Here is a 23,608-nt window from a genome sequence, read left to right on the forward strand (position 1 = left end):
CAAAACGCGAAAACAAGCAGACCTCTGACAAAAAATTCAAGACTTCGGTCTAAACCGCATCCAGTCTGAAAACACTCACCACCTGCACCAGTTCCTGCGCCTGCGATTTGAGGCTGGAGGCCGCCGCGGCCATCTCCTCCACCAGTGCCGCATTTTGCTGTGTAGCCTGGTCCATCTGCGTGACGGCTTCACCCACTTGGGAAACCCCGACACTCTGCTCCGAACTTGCGGCGCTGATCTCGCCCATGATGTCGGTGACGCGTCGGATGCTGCTTACCACTTCGGTCATGGTGCTGCCGGCCTGACCCACCAGGGCCGAGCCCTGCTCGACACGTTCCACGCTGGCGTTGATCAGGGTCTTGATTTCCTTAGCCGCCTCGGCCGAGCGGCCGGCCAGACTGCGCACCTCGGAGGCCACCACCGCAAAGCCACGGCCCTGCTCGCCGGCACGGGCTGCTTCCACCGCTGCATTGAGCGCCAGGATGTTGGTCTGAAAGGCAATGCCGTCGATCACGCTGATGATGTCGCTGATCTTCCGTGAGGAGTCATTGATGCCCTTCATGGTGTCAACGACCTGGGCCACCACGGCACCGCCCTGAATGGCGACGGTGGACGCACTTTGCGCCAGCTGGTTGGCCTGTTTGGCGCTGTCGGCGTTTTGCTTGACGGTGGAACTGAGTTGTTCCATCGAGGCGGCGGTTTCTTCCAGCGCGCTGGCCTGTTGCTCGGTACGGGCACTGAGGTCATGGTTGCCCTGCGCAATCTCGGCACTGGCGGTCGCCAAGCCATCAGCGTTCTGGCGCACGCCGCCGACGATGTGACTGAGGTTGTCGCGCATCTCCTTGAGTGCATACAGCAAGCTCGTCTGATCGTTGTTTTTCAGATTGACCGGAACCGTCAGGTCGCCCTGCGCGATGTGGCGCGTAATATTGGCCGCATATTCCGGCTCGCCGCCAAGCTGTTTCAGTAAACCGCGCGAAATCACCATGCCAATGGCAAACAAGATGGCGGCCAGTATCAGCGCGCCAATTGAAAAATCAATCAGGCGACTCAGAATCGCGGCTTCTACCGTATCCACATACACGCCAGAGCCAATGATCCAGCCCCAGGGCGCAAATCCCTTGACGTACGACACCTTTGGCACTGGTCGATCATTGCCCGGTTTGGCCCACATATAGGAGACGAATCCGGCCCCGTTGGTTTTGACGGTGGCTACCATTTCCGCAAAAAAAGGCTTGCCGGTCGGATCCTTGAGATCCGACAAGTCCTTGCTTTCCATGAGTGCCTTGCTGAACGGATGCATCAGCATGCGCGGGTGCAGATCGTTGATCCAGAAATACTCGGTGCCGCTGTAACGCAAGCCCTTGATCGCTTCCAACGCCTGCTGTTGCGCCTGCGGCTCGGTGAGCGTGCCCTTGCTCGCCAGGTCGTGGTAGTAGGTCAGCAGGCCGTGGGCGGTTTCCACCACTTGTCTCACATTATTTTGCCGCTCCCCCAGAATCAGTTTTCGTTCTGAAACCAGGAACAGCGCAGTCAGTGCGACGATGCCGAGGATGGCACTGAAGGTGAACAGACCGAGCCTTTTGCCAATACTCATGGAGCGGAGATTTTGCGGCTTTAACATATGCGATTCCTAATAATTGACTCTAATTATCTATACAGTTTTGGCAGCTTGGTGGATCAACCCGTGTTCACCACTGGGTGTTGTGCTTTAAAAGCTTTCCCACTCGTCTGCAGCAGTTTTCTTGGCAGCGGCAACGACAGCGGGAATTGCTGGCGGTAAGGCACTGGCTTTGGGCTTCAGGCGTGCCACATTACTCGCCCGGCTTGCGCCGCGTCGTTCAACTTCCGTATAAGGTTTATTAACGGGAACAGCTAAACGTGCGGCAGAGCGTGTCACCGACAAATTGCCTTGCGCGCCGTCAAAAGAGAGTTTAAACACACTCACGGTCTGCACCAGCTCCTGCGCCTGCGATTTGAGGCTGGAGGCCGCCGCTGCCATCTCCTCCACCAATGCCGCATTCTGCTGCGTGGCCTGGTCCATCTGCGTGACGGCTTCCCCCACTTGGGATACGCCTTGGGCTTGCTCGCTGCTGGCGGCGCTGATCTCGCCCATGATGTCGGTGACGCGCCGGATGCTGCTTACCACTTCGGCCATGGTGGTGCCAGCCCGATCGACCAGCACCGTGCCCTGTTCGACACGCTCCACGCTGTCATTGATCAGGGTCTTGATTTCCTTGGCCGCATCGGCCGAGCGGCCGGCCAGACTGCGCACCTCGGAGGCCACCACCGCAAAGCCGCGGCCCTGCTCGCCGGCACGCGCTGCTTCTACCGCCGCATTGAGCGCCAGGATATTGGTCTGAAAGGCGATGCCGTCGATCACGCTGATGATGTCACTGATCTTCCGCGAAGAGTCATTGATGCCTTTCATGGTGCCGACGACTTGCGCCACCACTTCACCGCCCTGGATGGCGACGGTGGACGCACTCTGTGCCAGCTGGTTGGCCTGTTTGGCGTTGTCGGCGTTCTGACGCACGGTGGAGCTGAGTTGCTCCATCGAGGCAGCGGTTTCTTCCAGCGCGCTGGCCTGTTGTTCGGTGCGGGCACTGAGGTCGTGGTTGCCCTGCGCAATCTCGGCACTGGCGGTCGCCACACTTTCGGAGCCCTGGCGGACGTTGGAGACAACGCTGGTCAGGTTGCCTTGCATAGTGGACAGCGCCTGAAGGAGTTGTCCAATTTCGTCTTTTCCGGCGGCACTCAAGGGGTGGCTCAGGTCACCCTCGCCAATGCGTTGCGCGGCAACACGTGCCGTATCGACGCCACGGGAAATGCTGCCCGAGAGCTGCCAACTCGTGAGGACCGCCACCACCAGGGCGACCACCAAAAGCAGTCCCCCGATCACATACAGCTGCTGGAACATGGCATTAACTTCTTGCTGCGCCGCTCGGACGCTGGCAGCTTCTCCATCCACCAGCACCTGCGTTGCACGAATGTAGTCTTCTGTGACGGGAACGAATTTGCTTTGCACCAGGGCACGGGCACCCGCGTCATCCCCGGCGGCCTTCAAGGTATTGACCTGGTCACGGCCAGCAATCCATATCTTGCGTACCGCCCCGACATTTTCGGCGCGCTTTCTGGACTCGCTGTCTTGCACCTTGTCTAGAAAAGTCTTTTGGATTTCATTTGTCCCGCGTGATGTCGCTGCCATTGACTCCTTGAAGAAGTCGAGCATGGTTCCGCCCTCTGAATAACCGACGGCCAGAGATCGCGCGGAGTTTTGCCGCACATCACCCTGCCAGCTACCGGCCAGTTGCAGTAAATCGGCAGAACGTGCCATCCGCGTCGTGGCCTCGGATACCATTTCCACTCGCCACGCCGTCACGCCCGTCAACAGAAGAAACACCGCGATGATCACGGCAAAACCAAGATTGAGTCGGGTGGAGATTTTCAGATTGTTCATTTGTTTTTTTAATCAGTGCGCGGTTTCTGCGATCAAACCCATTTCGGTACTGGTCATGAGTTTTTCGATGTCCAGCAAAATTAGCATGCGGTCTTCAACGGCTCCGATCGCCAGCAGGTGATCGCTGTCAACGGCGGATGAAAAATCAGGGACAGGCCGCAGTTGATCAGGCGTGAGCGTGATGACATCCGATACGCCATCCACCACCATGCCAACGACCTGTTTGCCAATATTGAGAACGATCACCACGGTGAAGGTGTCGTAGTTCACCTGTTCGAGGTTGAACTTGATCCGCATGTCAATGATGGGCACGATGACACCGCGCAGATTGATCACACCCTTGATGAACGCCGGGGAATTGGCAAAACGGGTGGGCTCTTCATAGGAACGAATTTCCTGCACGCGCAGGATGTCGATGCCGTACTCTTCTGCGCCCAGTTTGAAAGCCAAAAACTCAGTGATGGAGGCAATGGCTGCCTCCTTGGAAGAGATGGCCTGTGCTGGGGTGACCCCGCCGTGGGGTGCAATTGACTGGTTCATGATCGCTGCTCTGTCTGATGTTTTGAGATATTCTTCGCAACTTAAAGATATCAGATCGAAAGAATCGCGTCAATCGATTTAATCGTATTTATTTATACAATCGAAATTGTCGATATAAATGCCGTTCAAGATGAAGTCAACTGCTATTTCGACGCCAGTTCTTCTGCAATGGCATTGAGCAATTCGTGGGGCAACACTGGTTTGCTGAAGTAGCGGCGAATTCCGTGACGAAGCACGTCGGACCGATCAATGCCATCGCTGTAGCCAGTGCATAGAACGATGGGCAGGTTGGGCCGCACGCTGTGCAGGCGAAGCGCCAGCGCAACACCACTCAAACCCGGCATGGTTTGATCCGTAATAAGCAAATCAATATCGTTCACCCCCGCTTCGAAGGCAGCCAACACCTCGGCCGGATCGTTGAACAGTCTCACGCTGTAGCCCCAGTTTTCGAGTAGTTCACCAAAAAATCGGGCAACGGCTGGCTCATCGTCAACCACCCAAATATGTTGACCCATGCCAAATTTGGCCTTTGGATCGCTTTGCGGCACACCAGGAGAGACATCAGCAGGCAAGGCAATCGGAAACAGCAACTGAAACCGGCTCCCTCGGCCGAGCTGGGATTCGACCACGATATGCCCCCCGGAGCGTCTCAAAATACCTTGCACCATGGACAATCCCAGCCCCGTTCCCTTGCCAATATCTTTTGTTGTGAAGAAAGGATCGAACAGCCGTGGCAGGTGTTCCGGGGCGATGCCGCTACCGTTGTCAGAAACTTCAAGCGCCAGATAGGCGCCAGCCAAGCGCTGCTGGCAGGACGCACAAATCTGGCCTTTGATCTCGACCCGATGCAAACGAATCTCGATCATGCCGAGCCCTTCAACGGCATCACGCGCGTTGATGATGAGATTGACCAGCATCTGATTCAGCTCACCCGCGTCCATGCGAATGTGCAGCTCATCGTCAATGCGACTCTTGAGTTGAATGCTTGAGGGTATGGACGGCCGCATCATGGCCAAAACTTCTGCGATCACGACCGACGGAGAAATCACGTCAGCACTTGCATTGGGTTGCGTGCGCGTAAAAGTCAGCATTTTGGCGACCAGATCGCGGGCGCGTTCACTGGCCCCAATCACCTCACGCAAGTAGGTTGCCAACTTGCTTTGTTTGTCTGGCACAAACCGGTCCAGCGCCAGATTCGAATAACCCAGAATGGCCGCCAGGATGTTGTTGAAGTCATGCGCGATACCGCCGGTCAGCTGCCCCAGCGCCTGCATCTTCTGGGACTGCTGCAATTGCCGTTCAAGATCTTGTTTGACTGCTGCCGCTTGAACACGTTCAGACCGGTCACGTGCAAAAACAAACAAATGCATTGACTCAGGATCGTAGGTCGCTGAAATATCAACCGTGAATTCGTGTCCCTGTTTATGACGATGGCGGGTTTCAAATTGATCGCAGCCCAACTGGATTATTTTTTGTCTGTGCGCCTGAACTTCATCCAGCCGTTCGACGGCTTCCAGTTGACTCATGTTCATGGTCAGCAGTTCTTCAACCGTGTAGCCGGACATCCTTGCATAGGCATGATTGACTTCCAGCAAGCGGCCCTGGGTGTCGGTGATCCAGAAACCATCGAGGGCCGTATCCAGTACACGTTTGTGGCGTAGCTGAGCCTTGACTCTCTCTGTCACGTTCTCGCCCACGGAGACATAGCCTTCAATCACCCCGTCCTCATTGCGCAGCGGCGTCACGGTCCGATCCATGACGATGCTGTTATCTTGCGCATTCTTCAGATAAATAAGTCCCCGCCAGATATTTCCGGCTTGGACCGTGGCACGAATGCTCTCTGCCACCTTCGGATCGGGCGTGAAAGGCGCCGAGAACAGGAGGAGTTTGTTCTCGAAGTCCGAAGAATGGATCGTGCATATTTCGCTTGAAGCCCGATTTCTCCAGCGCACCCGACCTTCAAGGTCGGACACAACAACCGGCGTAGCCGTTGACTCCAGCGCCAAGGACTGGATGCGCAATGCCTCATTGACTTTCAGGAGCGATTGCGTCTTGGCGGCGAGCCGCTGATAGGGCCGACGCACACTGACCACAAACATGGCCTGATAGAGAAGGCCATAGCTCACGAACTTGTACAAATGGCCAAGAAAGTTCAATGAATCATTACTGATTCCATATTGCGTGAAGAAAAATTCGCTTAATGCCGCGACCGATGCAGCACCGAATATCCATGGCAGTGCTTCATCCTCTGACTGGCGCGCCACCCGGTGATAGCGCCAGGCGCTCAGAACCAGCAGACCCGTAATGAACCACTCAAGTCCCACTTTAAAGGGGGTCAAGCCCATGTTTTTAATGAAGAAAACCGGCAGATCCGCTTCATGAAAAATCACGCGCCACAACACCACCAGATTGACCAGGGTGTAGGCGGCAAGAATGCCAGAACGTGCCCACGCGGATGGCGGCCGAAGCTGAGGATAAAAGCTGACAGCCAATAGGCTGACCGCAACAAGCAGACGCGCGGCCAGCCAGAGGGCGATACTTTTTTCAGAAGAGGCGGGCGTCATCAGGTCTGGCATGCCCACGAAGGACAAGGCATGTGCGAAATCAAGCCAGCCGGCCGCAAAAAGAGCCACGGCGATCAGTAGCAAAGAGGAAGAGGCCTCCTTCGAGGGTGTATGCCACACCGTCGCAAAAACAAGGAAAGCCGTCAGTATTGAAGCGAATTCCAGCAAGGTATGCAGTGGCAGGTAATGCTTGCGCGGGATGTGCAAGTCCTGCAACGGCAGCAGCATGGCCAGCAGCGCCAAGGCAGCAAAGACAACAACCAGCAGGACCTGTTGCCGCAACAAAGGCCGATCACCCGCGATGGCTTGCAGGGCGCGTTTCAACTGGTTCATGGGTGTGGCCTGTGGTCCCAGTCCAGCGCGCCCGTGCTTCGGATCTCGCTAAAAAGGCTCAGCCCAAGATCGTCGTGCGAAGAAACGGGGACATTGATAGCTTCAGGATGGGTTTTAACAATCTCAAGGAAGATGGCAGTCAAGGCTGGATCGCGCCAGCCACGTGCCGCTTCAGCCTCCAGCACCTCAATCACCTGCAGGCGCTCCATCGCCGGCTTGTAAGGACGCGCATGGGCCAAGGCATCGTAAATGTCCACCATCTGGAAGACCCGGGCCAGCAGAGGAATTTCTTCACCTCGCAAGCCATCGGGGTAGCCGCTGCCGTCCCATCTTTCGTGATGATGCCGAATGATCGGCACCGTCAACCGCATGCTCTTCAGTCCCTCGACGAGCCGTGCGCCAATATCCACATGCTGACGCATGATGACCCACTCTGCATCCGTCAACTTGCCCGGTTTAAGCAAAATGCTGTCAGGAATGCCCAGCTTGCCGATATCGTGAAGCACACCACCGCGTCGCAGCGCCATCAACTCATCGGCGCCCAGCCCCAATGCCTTGCCCAATACCACGCCATTGTGTGAAAGGCGGGAACAGTGGTCGCCTGTGTTGCCGTCTTTGGCCTCCACCATTCGGGCAAGCGCGAACAGCATGGATTCGGCACTGTCGAATTGATCTGTCAGTCGCTTGTGACTCACTGCGGCATCCAGCCGGGCCAGCAGTTCGCCAGGGTCGTATGGCTTGCGAACAAAGTCGCTGGCCCCAGCAGCCAGACTGAGGGTGAGATGGTCAATATCGCTGTTCCCGGTCACCATCAGGATGGGCAACATGCCCAAACCCAATTCCCCCCGAATACGCCGACAGACTTCATCGCCATCCATGCCTGGCATTTGCTTGTCGAGCAGCACGGCATCAAAGCTGCGTGAACGCAATGCGTCCAGCGCCTCCCTGCCGGAGCTGGTCTCGAAAACAGCATATTTGGAGGAGTCAAGAATCTCACGCTCCAAGGCACGATGGACGGGATCATCGTCCACGATCAGGACGTGGTAAGGGTAGCCGTTGAGGCTTGACTGGATATCTTGCTGACGCATGATGTTTGCTCCCACGCTTGCCAAGTTTTTAGTCTTCAAGCCCCATCAATTTGAGCAAACGGGTGGTATCAATCGGCTTGGAAAGACAGCATTCAGCACCCGCCGCCAGCAACTCCGCCTCATTTTCCGGACTGAGATAGCCGCTCATGGCGAGCACACGCACGTTGGCCTGCCCGGGAATCTGCTTGATTTGGCGACAAACTTCAGTCCCCCTGATGCCCGGCATCATGAGGTCCAGCAGGACAATGTCAGGAGAAAAAGTATGAACCTTGCGCCCGGCCTCGAAGCCGTCATAGGCGGTCTCCACTACCGTTTGCGATGCGCCACCTTCCAGCAACTCCCGAAGAAAACCGACCACCGCTTTGTCGTCATCCACGATAAGAACCCGCAGCGGCCCTTTGTTGCCAACCGGATTCCATTGGCGCGCAAAGCGCTCGACTTCTTCATGACGAAACCTGCGATGGCCTCCGGGCGTTACTTCCGCCTGCAACAACCCTTTTTGAGCCCAGCCGCGCACAGTGACCGGAGAGACCATCATCCATTGCGCCACTTCATTGGGCGTGAGATACAGCTTGCTTTTGAATTCTTCGGTCATGACTTAAGCCCAATTTAATTGAATATTCGTTTTAATCGATTATGAGACTTTAATCGATATTTGTGACGAATCAATTACGGCGGCACGGCCCGGCATCCGCATTTCAGCCGCCGCGCAGCGGTTTAAGCAAGTCCGACAGCCCGTTGTGGTCGATCTCGTTCATCAGGACCAGCAGCTGCCCGATTTCCCCTTTCGGCACGCCCTCACGCGCAAACCAGCGCAGGTAGTCGCCTGGCAAATCGGCAATGAGGCGGCCTTTGTATTTGCCGAACGGCATGGTGCGCGTCACCAGCAGGACCAGGTCTTCCGGCTTCATGCTCAGCCCCCCGCTCGTTTGACCACAAATCCCTGTGCTTTGAGCGCCTCGATCACGCGGTCGCAATGGTCGCCCTGCACTTCGATCACGCCGTCCTTGACGGTGCCACCGGAGCCGCAGGCGGTTTTGAGTTGCTTGCCCAAGGTCATCAGCGCCAGTGGATCGAGCGCCAGCCCCTTGACCAGCGTGACGCCCTTGCCAGCGCGGCCCTTGGTTTCGCGCGACACCCGCACCACGCCATCGGTGACCGGTTTGGCCTTGGCGGAGCTGCACACGCAACTGGCGGTGGGCTGGCGGCACACCGGGCACATGCGGCCACTGTCGGTGGAATAGACCAAGCCACCGCTTGCAGATCTGGATTTCATGATTAAGTCGGTTGAGAAAAGTTAAAACGGATTGTCGGAGAAATCAAGAGCCCCCTTGATCCGCCTGCATGGCGTATTTTCAGGCCATCTTCGACGGGTATCATCCGATTCATTCTCACCAAATGGAGCGGCTCATGGGACTGATGGACTTCGTCAAAAAACAATTCATTGACATTATTCAGTGGACTGAAGACGTGGACGGCACGCTCGCATGGCGTTTTCCGATGGCGGACATGGAGATCCAGAACGGCGCCCAGCTGGTGGTGCGTGCGTCGCAAATGGCGCTGTTTGTGAACGAAGGCAAGGTGGCCGATGTGTTTGGCCCCGGCACCCACCCACTCACCACGCAGACGCTGCCGGTACTGACCTACCTGAAGAACTGGGACAAGCTGTTTGAGTCGCCGTTCAAGAGCGATGTTTATTTTTTCAGCACGCGCCAACAGGTCGACCAAAAGTGGGGCACGCCCCAGCCCATCACCATCCGCGACAAAGACTTTGGCGCGGTGCGCCTGCGCGCCTTTGGCAACTACAGTTTTCGCGTGGCCGACCCCCAGCTGTTTCACACCGAAATCTCGGGCACGCGCGATAACTATGGCGTCGGCGATCTGGACGGCCAGTTGCGCGGGCTGGTGCTGCAAAACATCAGCAACGCCATTGCCAGCAGCGGCATTCCATTCCTGGATCTGGCCTCCAACCAGTTGATGTTTGCGCAGGCGCTCTCCGCCCAGTTGTCGCCGGAGTTCGCCAAGATCGGACTCAAGCTCGATGGCATGACGGTGCAAAACCTTTCGCTGCCGGAAGAGCTGCAAAAGATTCTCGATCAAAAAATTGGCATGGGCATGGTCGGCAACGACATGGCCAAGTTCATGCAGTACCAGACGGCGCAGGCGATCCCCAAATTTGCCGAGGGCGCGGGTTCTGGCGGCGGCATTGCGGGCGATGCCATGGGGCTGGGCGCCGGGGTGGCCTTGGGCCAGGTGCTGGCACAGAACCTGACGGCCGGGTTGCAGGGCGGCGCGGCGGCCTCAAGCACGGGCGCGACTGCGGCGCTGGGCGTGAAGGCGGAGGACGTGATGGCGACGCTGGAAAAACTCGGGGAGCTCAAAACCAAGGGCATCTTGACGCAGGAAGAGTTTGACGCAAAGAAGGCGGAATTGTTGAAAAAGTTGATTTAGATTTCTTCCTTGCTAATTTTGGTTGACGTGTTTTCTGGCGTGCTCCTGCCCCTACTCACTCCCCCCCGCCCCTCTCCCGCCCCGCCGGGCGGAAGAGGGGTGCCTCATTTGGCCGCATGTGGAAGGAATGAAGTACAGGCGCAACGGCGCGTTGGTCTCGTTCAGCCTGCCCTGGTATCGACGCTGTGAACACCGAATCCCCCCAGCGCGCTTACCGCGCGCCTTGTCCGGGTTGTGGCGCGCCGGTTGCTTTTCTTAGTGCGCAGTCCAGCCATGCGGTGTGCGGCTATTGCCAAAGCATGGTGCTGCGCCAGGGGGAAACCTTGTCGCGCATCGGCAAAATGGCCGAGCTGTTTGACGACCACAGTCCGCTGCAACTCCAGGCCAGCGGCACCTGGAACAACAAAGCGTTCACGCTGGTCGGCCGCCTGCAATACAAGTACGCCGAGGGCAGCTGGACCGAATGGCACGCCGTGCTGGACGACGGCAGCAGTGCCTATTTGAGTGAAGACAACGGCGCCTATGTCATCAGCACGCCGTTGACACTCCAGCGCGAACTGCCGCCCGCCGAGCATTTTCGGGTCGGCGCCAGCACGGCCATCAACGGCCAAACATTTAGCGTCGCCACCAACAACCCGGTAGCATTGATGTCGGCGCAGGGCGAACTGCCGCGCTTGCCGGCGCTGGGTCAGCCCTTTGCCATGGTCGAGCTGCGCAGCCAGACGGCGGGCGAGGTGCTCAGCATTGACTACAGCACACAGCCGCCCAGTGTGTCGATCGGGCAAGCGGTGCGGCTGGAAGACCTCCAGCTGAGCGGCCTGCGCAGCGAATCGGTCAAAGATGAAAAAGGGCGCCAGTTCAACTGCCCCCACTGCGGCGCGCCGGTGGCTGCGCTGCTGGCCAGCAGCAAGAGCATCACCTGCGGCTCGTGCAACAGCCTCATTGATTTGTCGCAAGGGCTGGGCGCCGAACTCCAACACGCGCTGCAGGACGAGCCGCTGGCGCCCCTCATCCCGCTGGGCAGCCAGGGGCCGTTGCAGGGGGTACTGTGGCAGGTGGTGGGGTTTCAGCACCGCATGGGGACGGACCCGAGCGACCCCGACGAGCAGTTTGGCTGGGAAGAGTATTTGCTCTACAACGCCGAGCGCGGCTTTACCTTTTTGGTGGATTCCAGCGAGGGCTGGAGCGTGGTCAAACCCACCACCGGTGCGCCGGTGCTGAGCGACAACGGCCAGAATGCCACTTACCTGGGCACCCGCTACCAGCTCAAGGAGCGCTACAACGCCGAGACCTCGTATGTGGCGGGTGAGTTTTACTGGCAGGTTGCGCGCGGACAAAAAACCTCAAACCGCGACTTTGTCAACGGCAAGAACCTGCTCTCCATGGAGCAATCCGCCAATGAAGTCACCTGGTCGGTGGGCCGCCAGATCGAGAGCGATGCCGTTGCCAAGGCTTTCAAACTGGAAGACAAAAAAGACCTGCTCCAGCGCAGTGATGCCGGTCCCGGCAGCGCGGCCCAAGGGGTCAGTTTTCGCGCTGGGCTCGTGATTTTTTTGGTGCTGATTTTGTTTCTGCTGGTGATCAGCCGCTGTTCGCGCTGTGACCCGGCGACCGAGAACTGCGCGTCGAGCTCGCGCAGTTCAGGCGGTTCGTTTGGCGGCTTCTCCAGCGGCGGCGGGCACAAATGACACAGGGCCGATTGAAGAAAAAAAGTAGCTGCCCGCCTTCGCGGGACAGCGCAATATTGACATTCCGGCAACATTTTTGAAGGAGATCCGCATGGAGATGGAATGGTTGAAATCGGGGGCTTTATTGGGCTCCCTCTTGTTTGCGCTGATGGGCGTGATTATTTTTCTGGTGACTTTCATCATCATTGACAAGCTCACGCCCTACAACCTGTGGGAAGAAATTGTCGAGAAGCAAAACCGGGCGCTGGCGCTGGTGGTGGCGGCCATGTCGCTGGGCATCTGCATCATCGTGGCCGCGGCGATTCACGGGTGAGCCCGGAAGATCAAACCGGGCCGCGCCCGGTTGAAGTGGCCCTGCTCGCCTCGGTCTTCATCGTCTCGGCCTGCGGGTTGGTGTATGAGCTGGCCGCCGGGGCGCTGGCGTCGTACCTGCTGGGCGACTCGGTGTTGCAGTTCTCCACCGTCATCGGCACCTACCTGTTTGCCATGGGGATGGGCTCCTACCTGTCGCGCTTTTTCGAGCGCCAGCTGCCGGCCCATTTTTTACGGATAGAACTGCTGGTCGCGCTGATCGGCGGCGCGTTACCCGCGCTGCTTTTTGTCGCCAATGCCTGGTTGCCGGGCTCCTTCCGGTTGCTGCTTTACACGCTGGTGATGGGCGTGGGCACGCTGGTCGGGCTGGAGATTCCGCTGGTCATGCGCATTCTCAAACGCAACGTGGCGCTCAAAGATCTGGTGTCGCAAGTGCTGACCTTTGACTACCTCGGCGCGCTGGCGGTGTCGCTCGCCTTCCCGCTAGTGCTGGTGCCCCAGCTGGGGCTGATCCGCACCGGCTTGCTGTTTGGACTGATGAATGCGGCGGTGGCCTTGTGGGCGCTGTGGCTGTTTCGCCATGAGTTGCGCCAGTTCCGGGCGCACGCTTTGGCCTGTGTCGCCACGCTGGGCGTGCTGGCAGGCGGCATGGCGGCGGCCGATCAGGTCACGAGCTGGGCCGAAGACAAGATGTACCAGGACCATGTGGTGTTTGCCAGCACCTCGCCCTACCAGCGCATCGTGGTGACCTACGGCGGCGGTGAAGGCCGGGCCGGTTACCGGCTGTTTTTAAACGGCAATCTGCAGTTTGCCCAGCGCGACGAGTACCGCTACCACGAGGCGCTGGTGCACCCGGTGATGGCGGCCTATTCGGCCACCGGAGCGGCGCCCAAAAAAGTCGCGGTGCTGGGCGGTGGCGACGGCATGGCGGTGCGAGAAATCCTCAAGTACCCCGGTGTGGAAAGCGTCACGCTGGTCGAACTGGACCCGGCCATGACCCGCTTGTTCTCCCAGCAGCCGGTGCTGGTGAAGCTCAACGGCGGCGCCTTGCAATCGCCCAAAGTCAAGATCATCAACACCGATGCGTTCAGCTGGCTGGAAAACAGCACCGAGATGTTTGACGTGCTCGTGGTGGACTTTCCCGACCCCACTAATTTCTCCATCGGCAAGCTCTATACCACCGCGTTTTATGCCCTGCTCGACAAGCATCTGGCGGCCAGCGGCTATGCCGTGATCCAGACCACGTCGCCCCTGGTGGCACGCCAGAGTTTCTGGACCGTGGTGCACACCATCGAGTCGATCGGACTGAGCGCCACCCCCTACCACGCCCATGTGCCCAGCTTTGGCGAGTGGGGCTACGTGGTCGCCAGCCGGCGCCCGTACCGGCTGCCCACCGCGCTGCCTGACGGCCTGCGCTTTTTGACGCCGCACAGCCTGCCCGCCTTGTTTGATTTCCCGCTCGACATGGCGCGGCGGCCGACCGAGGTCAACCGCCTGTCGAACCAGGTGCTGGTGACGACCTATGAAGCCGAGTGGGGCAAGGTGGCGCGTTAATGCAGCGGCGCCACTTTCTTGCCAGCGCGGCCCTGCCGCTGATCGGCTGCGCCCAAGCGGACGACATCAGCGGCAGCTTCACCGGCATCAACCTTGCGCGCGGCCACCTGCTGCGGGACCGCCAATCGTGGCCCGCACCTGCCGTCATGCGCAAAACCGACGTACTGATCCTCGGTGGCGGCGTCGCCGGACTGGCGGCAGCGCGTGCCTTGCGCCTCCAGGGCAGGCAAGACTTCGCCTTGCTGGAACTGGAAGACGCCGCTGGGGGCAACAGCCGGGGCGGCACGGTGAACGGCATTGCCTGTCCCCTGGGCGCCCACTACCTGCCGGTGCCGGGCGATGCGGCTCCCGAGGTGCAGGACTTGCTCGAAGAACTGGGCTTGCGTCGGCGTGTGTCGGGCCGCTGGGAATATGACGAGCGCCACCTGTGCCACAGCCCGCAAGAGCGCCTGTTCTTTAACGGCGCCTGGCAGGACGGGCTGCTGCCGGTGCAAGGCGTCAGCCGTGACACGCTGGCGCAATACCAAAAATTTGCGGCCTTGGTGGAACAAGCCCGCAGCGCCGCCCGCTGGACGATTCCAGCATCAAAACAGCCTCTAGCCCCCGTTCAGACTGCGCTAATAGCTATTACTTTCATAGCATATTTAAACCAAAACGGTCTCACCGATCCGCATCTGCGCTGGTACCTGAACTACTGCTGCCGTGACGATTTTGGCGCCGGCATCGCCACCGTGTCGGCCTGGGCCGGCATTCACTACTTTGCCAGCCGCCACGGCTTTCACCTCCCAGGCACCGAGTCGGTGGAGCGCGAAGGCGTGCTGACCTGGCCGCAAGGCAACGGCTGGCTCACCGAACGCCTGGCCGCGCCGCTGCAAGAGCGCCTACACACCGGACGCGTGGTACTGCGCATCGCCAGCGTCAAGCATGGCGTCGAGGTGGACGCCTTCAACACGACGACGCAAACCGTGGAGCGCTGGCAAGCCCGGCGCGCCATCGTGGCGCTGCCGATTTTTGTGGCGGCCCGGGTGCTGCAAAACGCGCCCGATTTTCTGCGTCAGGCGGCTGCCCGCACCCACTACGCGCCCTGGCTGGTGGCCAATATCCACCTCAAAACCCCGCTGCATGACCGCCCCGGCCCCGCGCCGAGTTGGGACAACGTGCTGTACGACGCGCCAGGGTTGGGCTATGTCGACGCCCTGCACCAAAGCCTGAAGCCGGTGCCAGGCGCCACGGTGCTGACCTACTACCGCGCGCTGGGTGATGTGCCGGGCGGCCCCAACGCGGGTCGCCGCCAACTGCTTGAAAAGCCCTGGAGTGCCTGGCGCGATGACATCCTGGCCGAACTGGCCGTCGCCCATCCCGATTTGCCGGCCAAGGCCACCCGCATCGACATCACGCGCTACGGCCATGCCATGGCCATCCCGGTGCCGCGTGATTTAAGTCAAATAGAGCTGCAGCCCCCGTCTATTATGCGCAAGAAGCTATTAAATTCAGAGCAAATAAAGCTGACTCACGACAAGCTGACATTTGCCCACAGCGACTGGGCCGGCTACTCGGTCTTTGAAGAAGCCTTCACACTGGGGCATCTGGCGGCGTGAGGTCGATGCTGAAAATCGGCAGTTCACGGGCATGGCTGACCTGCAGCTGCGAATGGCTTTTTTTCAAGCGGTTGCCGGTATTGGCCAGCGGCTGCTTCTAGGAAGGTCAATTTCATGACGTTGATTGTCTAGCAGGAGTCGTTCTCGGCAGCACGCCAAGTGCCCTATGCCGGCTGCCGCGGCAGGACAGAACTGGCGGTCAACGCTGCCGTGGACGAAGACGAAGTTAGTAATGAACAAAGCGTCCTTCAGGCAACTGCTTGCCATCGTCGACGAGGTGCAGATCGGCTGCTCTGCGGCAAACACTTGATTTACATGGGAATCATTGAAACGTCACTTGGGGCATTTTGCTACTCTTCGCGACACAGCAAATCTATCTTCGCCTCATTTTCTAATTTTTCGTGATCTTCGGTCCAATGTAAAAAACCCTCAATTTCGAACGAAGTGGTAATGGCCATTGAAAATGAATACGGTACTGAGGTGTCTTAATCTTTCCATGCCATGAACAAAAAACGTGTTCGCCTTCATGGTTTTGCTGGGGAAAACTCATTTCATCTCGAAAGGCCTTTTTGTTAGTTTCTGATTCATCAGTGAACCATGCCTTTGCGCCAGCAAAGTGCTTCGCTATCAGTTCATGATTTCTTGCTGAATGACTTCCGTCCTCATTGAGACAACTCACAAACTCTTGCAATACGGTTAGAAGCGCAAATACTCGTTCAACAACATAGTTGCTAAAAGGTTCTTTTCGCAACGAATCGACAGACTGGGGCGAAAAAACCAAATTATCAAAGCGCCCTTGCGCCTGTTCTAGCATTTGCACCCAGTTTACGGGTGCAGGAACAATCGCGTGCGTGCTTTGGCATAGCGTATTCGTATCCCAGATGTTGGGGACATGCACTGTACCGAGAGGGGCTTCCGGCAATCCATGTTCAACATCGATAGGCGTGTAATCAAAACCACCTCCAGCGAAGCTGAAGCTTGAAGCATGCCGACCGGCGAGTTGACTTCGCGCAGCTTCGCCGATGCCCAAGTCGGTCACGTCGGCTCCGTTGAGTTCAAAATAATCGTCTTGGTTGAACTCACGGATGTCTTCCCAGAACGGCCCGTATTTCGTAAGCCACGCGAGTACCAATCGAACCGGTATGTTGCTTGGTTGAGACTTTACTGCCTCGCGGAAATCCATGGTGGGTGTCACGGGACGGGTGTGAAGTTCTCGCGAACAAAACAATTTCTGCTCAAGTTCGGGTAGCCTCCTGCGCGCTTGCATCAGTGCTTTTAGATCTACCAAAAAAGCTGTTGCGTCAATGTATTGACCGCTAAGGGATGAATCGTTGACGTACCAAGTCATCTCCTATTCCCATCCGGCCAGAGCAGCCAAATCACGTTCAGCTTGGTCAAAGAAACCAAGCGGCCACTCACTGAGGCCTCCGTTGGCATCAATTTTCGGGGACGTTACGTGTGCTGGGTCAGCGGGGAAGCGGGGACGAGAATTGAAAAAATGAATGGTGATATCTGTTGGCCGTAAATCTCCACGGCTTACCGCTAGGCGTACGCCGTTGAGTACATGATCGCTATGTGTTTCGATAATGACCTGTACCCCGGATTTTGCGAGCATTGCGAGAAAGCTCCCCATGAGGGACTGCCCCATTGGATGTAAATGTGCTTCTGGGCTATCGATTACGAGCATCTGTCCGGATTTGGCCATGAGCCCCGCAACCAAGATGGGAAAAGCATAGGTCAAGCCATATCCAATATTGGCTGGCCGCCTCCATTCATCCGCACCATGGTTGCGTAGTTCTAGTCGAACCAATGACGTTCCGCTGATGCGTTGGGCATTGGCTTCGGCACCAGGGAAAAGCGAGGATGCCCACGCATTGAACTGTTTGCGCAAGCTAGGTGCTGTTTCGTTAGGGTGCCAACGCGAGGGTTCAATATCTTCATCCATGCACTTCTCAAACCACCAAGCCGCATACTCTCCTTGCGACCCGACATCAGCCCATATGGGTTCAGATGCATCGGGCGCAGGGAAAACTTCGGTCGTTCCGATTCGCAGAGCAGATATGAAAACCATCTCCGCCAAATCGACAGGTATCTCATGCAACTTTGGTGGGACATTCAGCGGCAGGAGATTTTCCAAACACTGATCAAGAACTAAATGCTCCCCACTTTCTTGCCCAATGCACCACTGAATTTTTGTGATCGGCAATACGTGCCCGGTGCGTCGACCGTCTGCTGACATCAACCAGTCTACCCGTGACTCACTTCTTTCGATCCCAATCTGCAATTCAGACTCACCACCGTGGCGAATCACATCGCCGGGCGACCCAAGGCGAACGAGTGATCCGTTCAACGGAACGAGTGGAAATCGCCCGCCTCCCCGCAATGCCTGGGCCAAAAGCAAAATCGCTTGAAGAGTTGTAGATTTTCCTGCTGCATTGAACCCGGTCAATAGGGTCATTGGAGCCAGTGGTAGCGACAGCTCTTCGAAGCATTTGAAGTCTTTGATGTGAAGGCAATTAATCATGATAGGACTCCAGCAATCGCCGTACGTGCCATCTCAAAACGTTTTTTTACCTGGCGTGTACTGTTCGTCGAGTAGGTAATAGCGTGATTGAAACTTTCATCTTGAATCAGTGAGGAAAATACTTCGCGCAATGCGTCAGAATTTTCCTTGATGACTTCTTTACTTATGCTGGCAAATAGTACCGAGCAAACGTCAAATAGTGCGATATTTAGAACCGTACGTGCGACGAAATCTTCGCCGTGCACTAGGGACTTGCGAAAGGCGTGTTCCTGAAATAGAAAACGGTTTGCCTGCATAGAGTGCAAAAAATCAGAATGGAGTCGATCTAAATTGACGCTTCCCTTGTGCATTTTCTCCAGCGCACGCGCAAGGAAAGCGTCCATGTCGCCACCAACATAATTTTCCTCACCAAGGAGATAGAAGCCGCAAAATCGATTGATAGCTTCACGATCACGCATCGACTTTCGGTCAAGAGACCTGCCACTCGCGGCCAGAAACTCAGTGCTTTTGCTGGCAGTTTTGAGCCATTGGGTTGCTGGACCAGTGAAGAGGCAGTTTCGCATCTGCTGCCGGGTTAACGAGACCCCGCTATTTACTCGTTCAAAAATATCAAGCTTGGCACGTTCAGGTGCTTTTGCATCAAGAATATAGAGTGTAAGTTGCGTATCCTCGATGCGCTCTTGCAAGAGCAATGAAAGTTCAGAGAATTTTTTACCGTCAAGCGGATGGGCTGGTTGATCGTCTCCAGCTTTCAGAAACAAACCGAATTCATCCGCAAGGAATCGTTTAAAGGTGCTCAATCGCTGTAAGCCGTCAACCACCACGATGCGCCCGTCCTTTGCTTCCGCCACATAAAAAACTGGAAGTGGAATCCGCATAACGCAAGATTCGATTAATCGGGATTGCTTATCCACGGGCCATACAAAATCACGCTGAAAATCTGGATCAAGTTGATAGCGGCCTGCATTTATGCGTTTAACAACCTCTTGAACAGTACGAGGCTCAGTTCGAACGAAAACCGCATCCAATGGGTAATCGCCACCCCATCCCTCGGATTGTGTATTGTCGAGCCCTTCGGGCTCTTCGTCTTCGCTCGATTGCGGCACTTCGGCAATTGAAGAGTTCGTACCCATGAAACCTCACGGAAAAATTAACGAGCATACACCCCAACCAGCGTGATCTTCAATCATGGTTGGTGGCGCAAGAATGCCGGTGAAGGAAGCCAAGGACGTAGCCCGTAGCGGATTTCCCTGCGCCTGCCTCACTCAGAACGGTTTGTATGGAGGCGTCGCTGGCGCCTTTGCGCTTTTGCTCGCGATCCCTGACGCGCGGACTTGGCTAGCTGTTCGGCGCCGTCCGGCGACGGGTTGAAGTGAGCACGTCCGCCCAAGATCTGGCATGGAGGAACCACGTCTACGACCGTCGCTGGTCGGGGGGGGGCAGGAGTCATTGAAATCGTTGCCACATTGCCAAACCCATGATGGTCACGCCATGGTCATCCCCGCGGTCTCAAATTTATATGAAATAAGCCTGTAGCGCCCGCCAAATAGGCGCAGATAGTTACAAAATCAAGAGCAAAAATTTACCCTTTCACACTCGATAACGCCATGAGACGCTACGGCACCACCGAGGTAATCTGTCCCCGTTGCAAGGCATGTCGCTCCACATGAGCGGGGTGAAACAAACCGGTCATGGCGGTCATGAGTACGTGGGCTTTGGCGGCATTGTCACCTCCAAAGTTGCACACATAAACGTCAAGTGTCACGGCGTTTTGTTCAGGCCAGGTGTGAACGCACAGGTGCGATTCAGCCAGCAACACGGTGGCCGTGACGCCGCCAGGGCCTTGCGCGGTGGCCGGGAAGGCATGAAACACATGGGCGACCGCCTGCAGACCCGCGCCCGCAACCGCCTGCCGGCAATGTTCACCCAAAAGAGCGCTGTCCGTCAGCCATTGGGGCTCACAATGACAGTCGTGAAGATCGGCGGTAAGGTGCAGTCCTTGCATGGGTCAAACTATAGCTATCAATTTATTTTCAGGAACACCACTATGTCACGTCAAAGTATTTGGGCCACCAAGGTCGCTGCCCTGGTTCAAGGGGGCAATAGCGAAGCCGCCATTGCCCAGATCAAAGTGGCGCCTACCGTGAAAGATCTGAAAGATCTGCGCGCCCTGTTGATCAGTAGCAAGCTGCTCGCGCGTCACCCCAACGTCGATGACGCCACCAGCGACATGATCGTGGCCCTGTCGTCGCCCCGGCTGCACCGTTCGCCTTGAAACTGACCGCTCAAGGAATCAGGCTGAGCGCGTGCATGTAGTCCGGCTGCACCATCAGGGCATCCCATTCGGTGGCGGGCGTGCGCGGCAACAGCGCGCGGCGGCGCTCTTCGCCGGCCTCCTGCGGCTGCCAGCTACCTTTGAGCTGCGCCTCGGTCAGCCCCTCAATCAACTCATCCACCGCCCGGCCGCCCAGCTCACTGTTGGGCAAGCACTGGTTGCATAGCAACACCATGTCGCAGCCCGCATTCAGCGCCGCCACGGCCGCCTGGGTGTAGCTCACTTGCTGGCCGTCAAGCAAGCGGGCGCCGGCCATCGACAGGTCATCGCTGAAAATGGCGCCGCCAAAACCGAGCTGGCCACGCAGGATGTCGTTCAGCCACTTGGCCGAGAAACCGGCCGGCCGCGTATCCACCTTGGGGTAGATCACGTGCGCCGGCATGACGCTGCTGAGCGTGGTGTTGAGCCAGCCGTAGGGCGCGGCGTCCTCATTCAAAATCGCTTTCAGGCTGCGCTTGTCGACCGGAATGGCGGTGTGCGAATCGGCCTTGACGAAGCCATGGCCGGGAAAGTGTTTGCCGCAGTTGGCCATGCCGCTTTGCAGCAGGCCGTGCATCAGGCTCTTCGCCAGCAGGCTGACCATGCGCGGGTCGCGGGCAAAGGCGCGGTCGCCAATGACGCCACTCTCGCCAAAATCAAGGTCCAGCACCGGGGTGAAGCTGAAGTCCACGCCGCAGGCCCGCAACTCGGCCCCCAGCACATAACCGCAGGCCGAAGCCGCGTTGGTGGCCTGCATGGCGCCAGCGCCCTCGCCTGCCTTGCCCCCTTTTCCGTCCTGCAGCCACATCTCGCCCAAGGCCCGCATCGGCGGCAGGTGGGTGAAACCATCGGTCTTGAAGCGCTGCACATGGCCGCCTTCGTGGTCGACGCAGATCAGCAAATCGCGGCGTACTTTCTTGATCTGCAGGCAAAGCTGGGTCAGCTGCGCCCGGTCCTGCCAGTTACGGGCAAACAGGATGATGCCGCCGACCAGCGGGTGCTTCAGGCGTTGGCGATCAATTTTGCTCAGGCTCAAGCCGGCGACGTCGATGATGAGGGGCGCGTGTTGGGTCATGGGAAATCTCACTAAAATTATTAGCTATATATTTAATAGCTATCTACGCATATTATGCGGGGGCTAGCGGCCTATTTATCTAAAATTTCGACCATGCAGAAGCTGGCGGCGTAATCGGTTTCGTCCGTCACGCTGATGTGCGCGGACAGGTGGCGGGCTTCAAACCAGTCTTTCAGTTCGCCATGCAAGACGAGGGTGGGTTTGCCGCCAGGCAAGGTCGCCACCTCGCAGCGCCGCCAAGTCATGGGATGGGTCATGCCCAGGCCGATGGCTTTGCTGAAGGCTTCCTTGGCGCTGAAGCGGGTCGCCAGGTAGCGAAGGCCACGTTCAGGCCAGCGCTCGCTGCGGGCTTTCCAGGTGGCGAACTCGGCATCGCTCAAGATCTTGCTGGCAAAGCGGTCGCCGTGGCGCCCCAGGCTGGCGCGAATACGGCGCACGTCGCAGATGTCGGTGCCAATGCCGTAAATCATTCAATGCCCTTGCGTGATGCAGCGCAGGTAATCCTGCACGGTGGCGCGGTAACCCAGCTCCAGCGCGTCGGCAATCAGGGCGTGGCCGATCGAGACCTCGGCGACGCCGGGGACGGCTTGCAGGAAGGTGTTCAGGTTGTCACGGTTCAGATCGTGGCCGGCGTTGACGCCCAGCCCCACCGCCAACGCCGCCTGGGCGGCCTGGGCGAAGCGCGCCAACTGCGCGTCTTGCTGCGGTGTCCCCCACGCGGCGGCATAGGGCTCGGTGTAGAGCTCGACGCGGTCAGCCCCGACCGCCTTGGCGGCCGCCATCGCCGTCGGGTCGGCATCCATGAACAGACTGACGCGCAGGCCCCAGGCGTGAGCTTGGGCAATCAAGGGGCGCAAGCGCTCGGCGTCGGCGGGGAAATTCCAGCCATGGTCACTGGTGAACTGGCCTTCGCTGTCGGGCACAAAGGTCACCTGGTGCACCGGCAGCTTGCGCTCCAGCAGGTCGCGCACGCAGTCCATCAGGTTGTGGAACGGGTTGCCCTCGATGTTGAATTCACGCTCCGGCCAGCCCTGCAGCAGCACCGCCAGATCGCGCACATCAGCGGCCCGGATATGGCGTTCGTCCGGCCGCGGGTGCACCGTGATGCCGTTGGCACCGGCTTGCAGGCACAAGGTGGCCGCGCGCGTGACGCTGGGGATGCCGAGGTGGCGGGTGTTGCGCACCAGGGCCACTTTGTTGAGGTTGACGGAGAGCGCGGTTCGCGTTTGCGGGCCGCCCGCAGGCGTGGTAGTCATAGAGGTCATAAGGATTGCAGGTCAATCATCATTTGCCGCGTTCGCAATGTTGTCACGCCGCAATGGTAGTTCAACAGCGTGCGCAACTGGGGTTTGAGCTCGGCCATCACTTCCGAGCAGGCGCGCAAGGTGGCCATGAACGGCGCATTGTCAGCCAGCGAGCGTTGCAGGGCGATCCATTGCGCGCCACTGAGGCTGGCGCGATCCGTCGGGTGGGTCTGCCGCAGGCCGCCTTCGGGCACCAGGGTGTAGCGCTGCTGCGGCGCCAGGTGTTGCAGCGTCATGGTCTGCACGTTCAGCTGCGGCAGCAGCCCGATCTCGCGCAACAGCAGCAACTCGAACGCACGCAAGGCCGATTGCAAAGCCTCGCCGTGCTCGGAGGCAATCACCTGCACCACATTGGCGTAGACGTCGAACAGCCCCGGGTGCGGGTCATCGCGCGCCAGCAGCGTCATCAAGAGTTCATTCAGGTACAGGCCGGACATCAAGGCGTCGCCGGTCGGCATGACATGGCCGCCCATCCATTCGGCGCCTTTGAGCGTGCGGATTTCGGCATCGCCGCCAAACGCCACATGCAGCGGCTGCAATGGCAGCAACACAGGACGAAAGCTGGACGTCGGCCGCTTGACGCCCTTGGCCACCAGCGCAATGCGGCCGTAGTGGCGCGTCAGCACCTCCAGAATCAGGCTCGACTCGCTCCAGTCATAACGGTGCAGAACGTAAGCGGGTTCGTCAGAGATGCGCTTGGTCGCCACTTAGCAGGTCGCCCAGCAGGCCAATGACGCAGCGGCAAGCGTGGGGGCCCGTTTCACCGCCGGGCCGCCCCAAGGTGAAACAACCCCCTCGGGGGG

At 58.2% G+C, this 23,608-nt stretch carries 22 protein-coding genes; 6 read left to right on the plus strand and 16 right to left on the minus strand.

Annotation, left to right across the window (positions count from 1 at the left end; translation table 11 throughout):
• Positions 1 to 49: 49 nt before the first annotated feature.
• From HHJ17_RS07515 to HHJ17_RS07550, 8 genes are all read right to left on the minus strand, one after another.
• Positions 50 to 1,597 (minus strand): methyl-accepting chemotaxis protein, encoded by a 1,548-nt coding sequence (locus HHJ17_RS07515; RefSeq protein WP_296505432.1) that lies wholly within the window; start codon positions 1,595 to 1,597, stop codon positions 50 to 52.
• A gap of 114 nt (positions 1,598 to 1,711) precedes the next feature.
• Positions 1,712 to 3,460 (minus strand): methyl-accepting chemotaxis protein, encoded by a 1,749-nt coding sequence (locus HHJ17_RS07520; protein WP_296505433.1) that lies wholly within the window; start codon positions 3,458 to 3,460, stop codon positions 1,712 to 1,714.
• A 12-nt stretch (positions 3,461 to 3,472) separates the two neighbouring features.
• Positions 3,473 to 4,000, minus strand: coding sequence for a chemotaxis protein CheW (locus HHJ17_RS07525; protein WP_296505435.1), 528 nt, complete (start codon positions 3,998 to 4,000; stop codon positions 3,473 to 3,475).
• A gap of 143 nt (positions 4,001 to 4,143) precedes the next feature.
• Complete coding sequence (locus tag HHJ17_RS07530; protein WP_366557530.1) at positions 4,144 to 6,897, minus strand: MASE3 domain-containing protein; 2,754 nt, start codon at positions 6,895 to 6,897, stop codon at positions 4,144 to 4,146.
• Positions 6,894 to 7,985: an HD domain-containing phosphohydrolase gene (locus HHJ17_RS07535; protein ID WP_296505436.1), complete on the minus strand. Its 1,092-nt coding sequence runs from the start codon at positions 7,983 to 7,985 to the stop codon at positions 6,894 to 6,896. Before HHJ17_RS07535 ends, HHJ17_RS07530 begins: the two co-directional genes overlap by 4 nt.
• A 28-nt stretch (positions 7,986 to 8,013) precedes the next feature.
• Positions 8,014 to 8,580 (minus strand): response regulator, encoded by a 567-nt coding sequence (locus tag HHJ17_RS07540; RefSeq protein WP_296505438.1) that lies wholly within the window; start codon positions 8,578 to 8,580, stop codon positions 8,014 to 8,016.
• A gap of 103 nt (positions 8,581 to 8,683) precedes the next feature.
• Positions 8,684 to 8,896, minus strand: a complete 213-nt coding sequence (locus HHJ17_RS07545) for a DUF3820 family protein (protein ID WP_296505439.1) — start codon at positions 8,894 to 8,896, stop codon at positions 8,684 to 8,686.
• Between the two features lie 2 nt (positions 8,897 to 8,898).
• Positions 8,899 to 9,261: a translation initiation factor Sui1 gene (locus HHJ17_RS07550; RefSeq protein ID WP_296505441.1), complete on the minus strand. Its 363-nt coding sequence runs from the start codon at positions 9,259 to 9,261 to the stop codon at positions 8,899 to 8,901.
• 134 nt (positions 9,262 to 9,395) lie between these two features.
• On the opposite strand from HHJ17_RS07550, the gene HHJ17_RS07555 reads away from it, so the two are divergent.
• The 5 genes from HHJ17_RS07555 (at position 9,396) to HHJ17_RS07575 (ending at position 15,588) form a co-directional block, all read left to right on the plus strand.
• The gene (locus HHJ17_RS07555; protein ID WP_296505443.1) at positions 9,396 to 10,436 is read left to right on the plus strand and encodes an SPFH domain-containing protein; all 1,041 of its coding nucleotides are present in this window, start codon (positions 9,396 to 9,398) and stop codon (positions 10,434 to 10,436) included.
• 185 nt (positions 10,437 to 10,621) lie between these two features.
• Positions 10,622 to 12,124: a DUF4178 domain-containing protein gene (locus tag HHJ17_RS07560; RefSeq protein ID WP_296505446.1), complete on the plus strand. Its 1,503-nt coding sequence runs from the start codon at positions 10,622 to 10,624 to the stop codon at positions 12,122 to 12,124.
• A gap of 91 nt (positions 12,125 to 12,215) precedes the next feature.
• The gene (locus tag HHJ17_RS07565) at positions 12,216 to 12,437 is read left to right on the plus strand and encodes a DUF350 domain-containing protein (RefSeq protein WP_296505448.1); all 222 of its coding nucleotides are present in this window, start codon (positions 12,216 to 12,218) and stop codon (positions 12,435 to 12,437) included.
• A complete protein-coding gene (locus HHJ17_RS07570) occupies positions 12,434 to 13,990 on the plus strand; it encodes a polyamine aminopropyltransferase (RefSeq protein WP_296505449.1) in 1,557 nt (518 codons plus the stop codon). Before HHJ17_RS07565 ends, HHJ17_RS07570 begins: the two co-directional genes overlap by 4 nt.
• The gene (locus tag HHJ17_RS07575) at positions 13,990 to 15,588 is read left to right on the plus strand and encodes an FAD-dependent oxidoreductase (protein WP_296505450.1); all 1,599 of its coding nucleotides are present in this window, start codon (positions 13,990 to 13,992) and stop codon (positions 15,586 to 15,588) included. The genes HHJ17_RS07570 and HHJ17_RS07575 overlap by 1 nt, the downstream gene beginning before the upstream one ends.
• 391 nt (positions 15,589 to 15,979) lie before the next feature.
• Here HHJ17_RS07575 and HHJ17_RS07580 read toward each other — a convergent pair whose 3' ends face one another.
• The 4 genes from HHJ17_RS07580 to speD form a co-directional block, all read right to left on the minus strand.
• The gene (locus HHJ17_RS07580) at positions 15,980 to 16,936 is read right to left on the minus strand and encodes a hypothetical protein (RefSeq protein WP_296505451.1); all 957 of its coding nucleotides are present in this window, start codon (positions 16,934 to 16,936) and stop codon (positions 15,980 to 15,982) included.
• 3 nt (positions 16,937 to 16,939) lie between these two features.
• Positions 16,940 to 18,112, minus strand: a complete 1,173-nt coding sequence (locus HHJ17_RS07585) for a DUF3696 domain-containing protein (protein ID WP_296505452.1) — start codon at positions 18,110 to 18,112, stop codon at positions 16,940 to 16,942.
• Positions 18,109 to 19,245: a DUF262 domain-containing protein gene (locus tag HHJ17_RS07590; RefSeq protein WP_296505453.1), complete on the minus strand. Its 1,137-nt coding sequence runs from the start codon at positions 19,243 to 19,245 to the stop codon at positions 18,109 to 18,111. The genes HHJ17_RS07585 and HHJ17_RS07590 overlap by 4 nt, the downstream gene beginning before the upstream one ends.
• A gap of 482 nt (positions 19,246 to 19,727) precedes the next feature.
• The gene (gene speD / locus HHJ17_RS07595; protein WP_296505455.1) at positions 19,728 to 20,117 is read right to left on the minus strand and encodes an adenosylmethionine decarboxylase; all 390 of its coding nucleotides are present in this window, start codon (positions 20,115 to 20,117) and stop codon (positions 19,728 to 19,730) included.
• Between the two features lie 42 nt (positions 20,118 to 20,159).
• On the opposite strand from speD, the gene HHJ17_RS07600 reads away from it, so the two are divergent.
• A complete protein-coding gene (locus HHJ17_RS07600) occupies positions 20,160 to 20,387 on the plus strand; it encodes a hypothetical protein (RefSeq protein ID WP_296505456.1) in 228 nt (75 codons plus the stop codon).
• Positions 20,388 to 20,397: 10 nt separating this feature from the next.
• On the opposite strand, the gene nagZ is transcribed toward HHJ17_RS07600, so the two are convergent.
• From nagZ to recO, 4 genes are all read right to left on the minus strand, one after another.
• On the minus strand, positions 20,398 to 21,501 hold the full coding sequence (gene nagZ / locus HHJ17_RS07605) for a beta-N-acetylhexosaminidase (RefSeq protein WP_296505457.1): 1,104 nt from the start codon (positions 21,499 to 21,501) through the stop codon (positions 20,398 to 20,400).
• A 71-nt stretch (positions 21,502 to 21,572) separates the two neighbouring features.
• Entirely contained in the window at positions 21,573 to 21,971 is a 399-nt protein-coding gene (gene acpS, locus HHJ17_RS07610; RefSeq protein ID WP_296505459.1) for a holo-ACP synthase, read from the minus strand.
• Positions 21,972 to 22,757, minus strand: a complete 786-nt coding sequence (locus HHJ17_RS07615) for a pyridoxine 5'-phosphate synthase (RefSeq protein ID WP_296505460.1) — start codon at positions 22,755 to 22,757, stop codon at positions 21,972 to 21,974.
• Between the two features lie 5 nt (positions 22,758 to 22,762).
• On the minus strand, positions 22,763 to 23,512 hold the full coding sequence (gene recO / locus HHJ17_RS07620) for a DNA repair protein RecO (RefSeq protein WP_296505462.1): 750 nt from the start codon (positions 23,510 to 23,512) through the stop codon (positions 22,763 to 22,765).
• Positions 23,513 to 23,608 lie beyond the last annotated feature (96 nt).

The sequence above is a fragment of the Rhodoferax sp. genome (assembly GCF_012927445.1).
Classification (GTDB): domain Bacteria; phylum Pseudomonadota; class Gammaproteobacteria; order Burkholderiales; family Burkholderiaceae_C; genus Rhodoferax.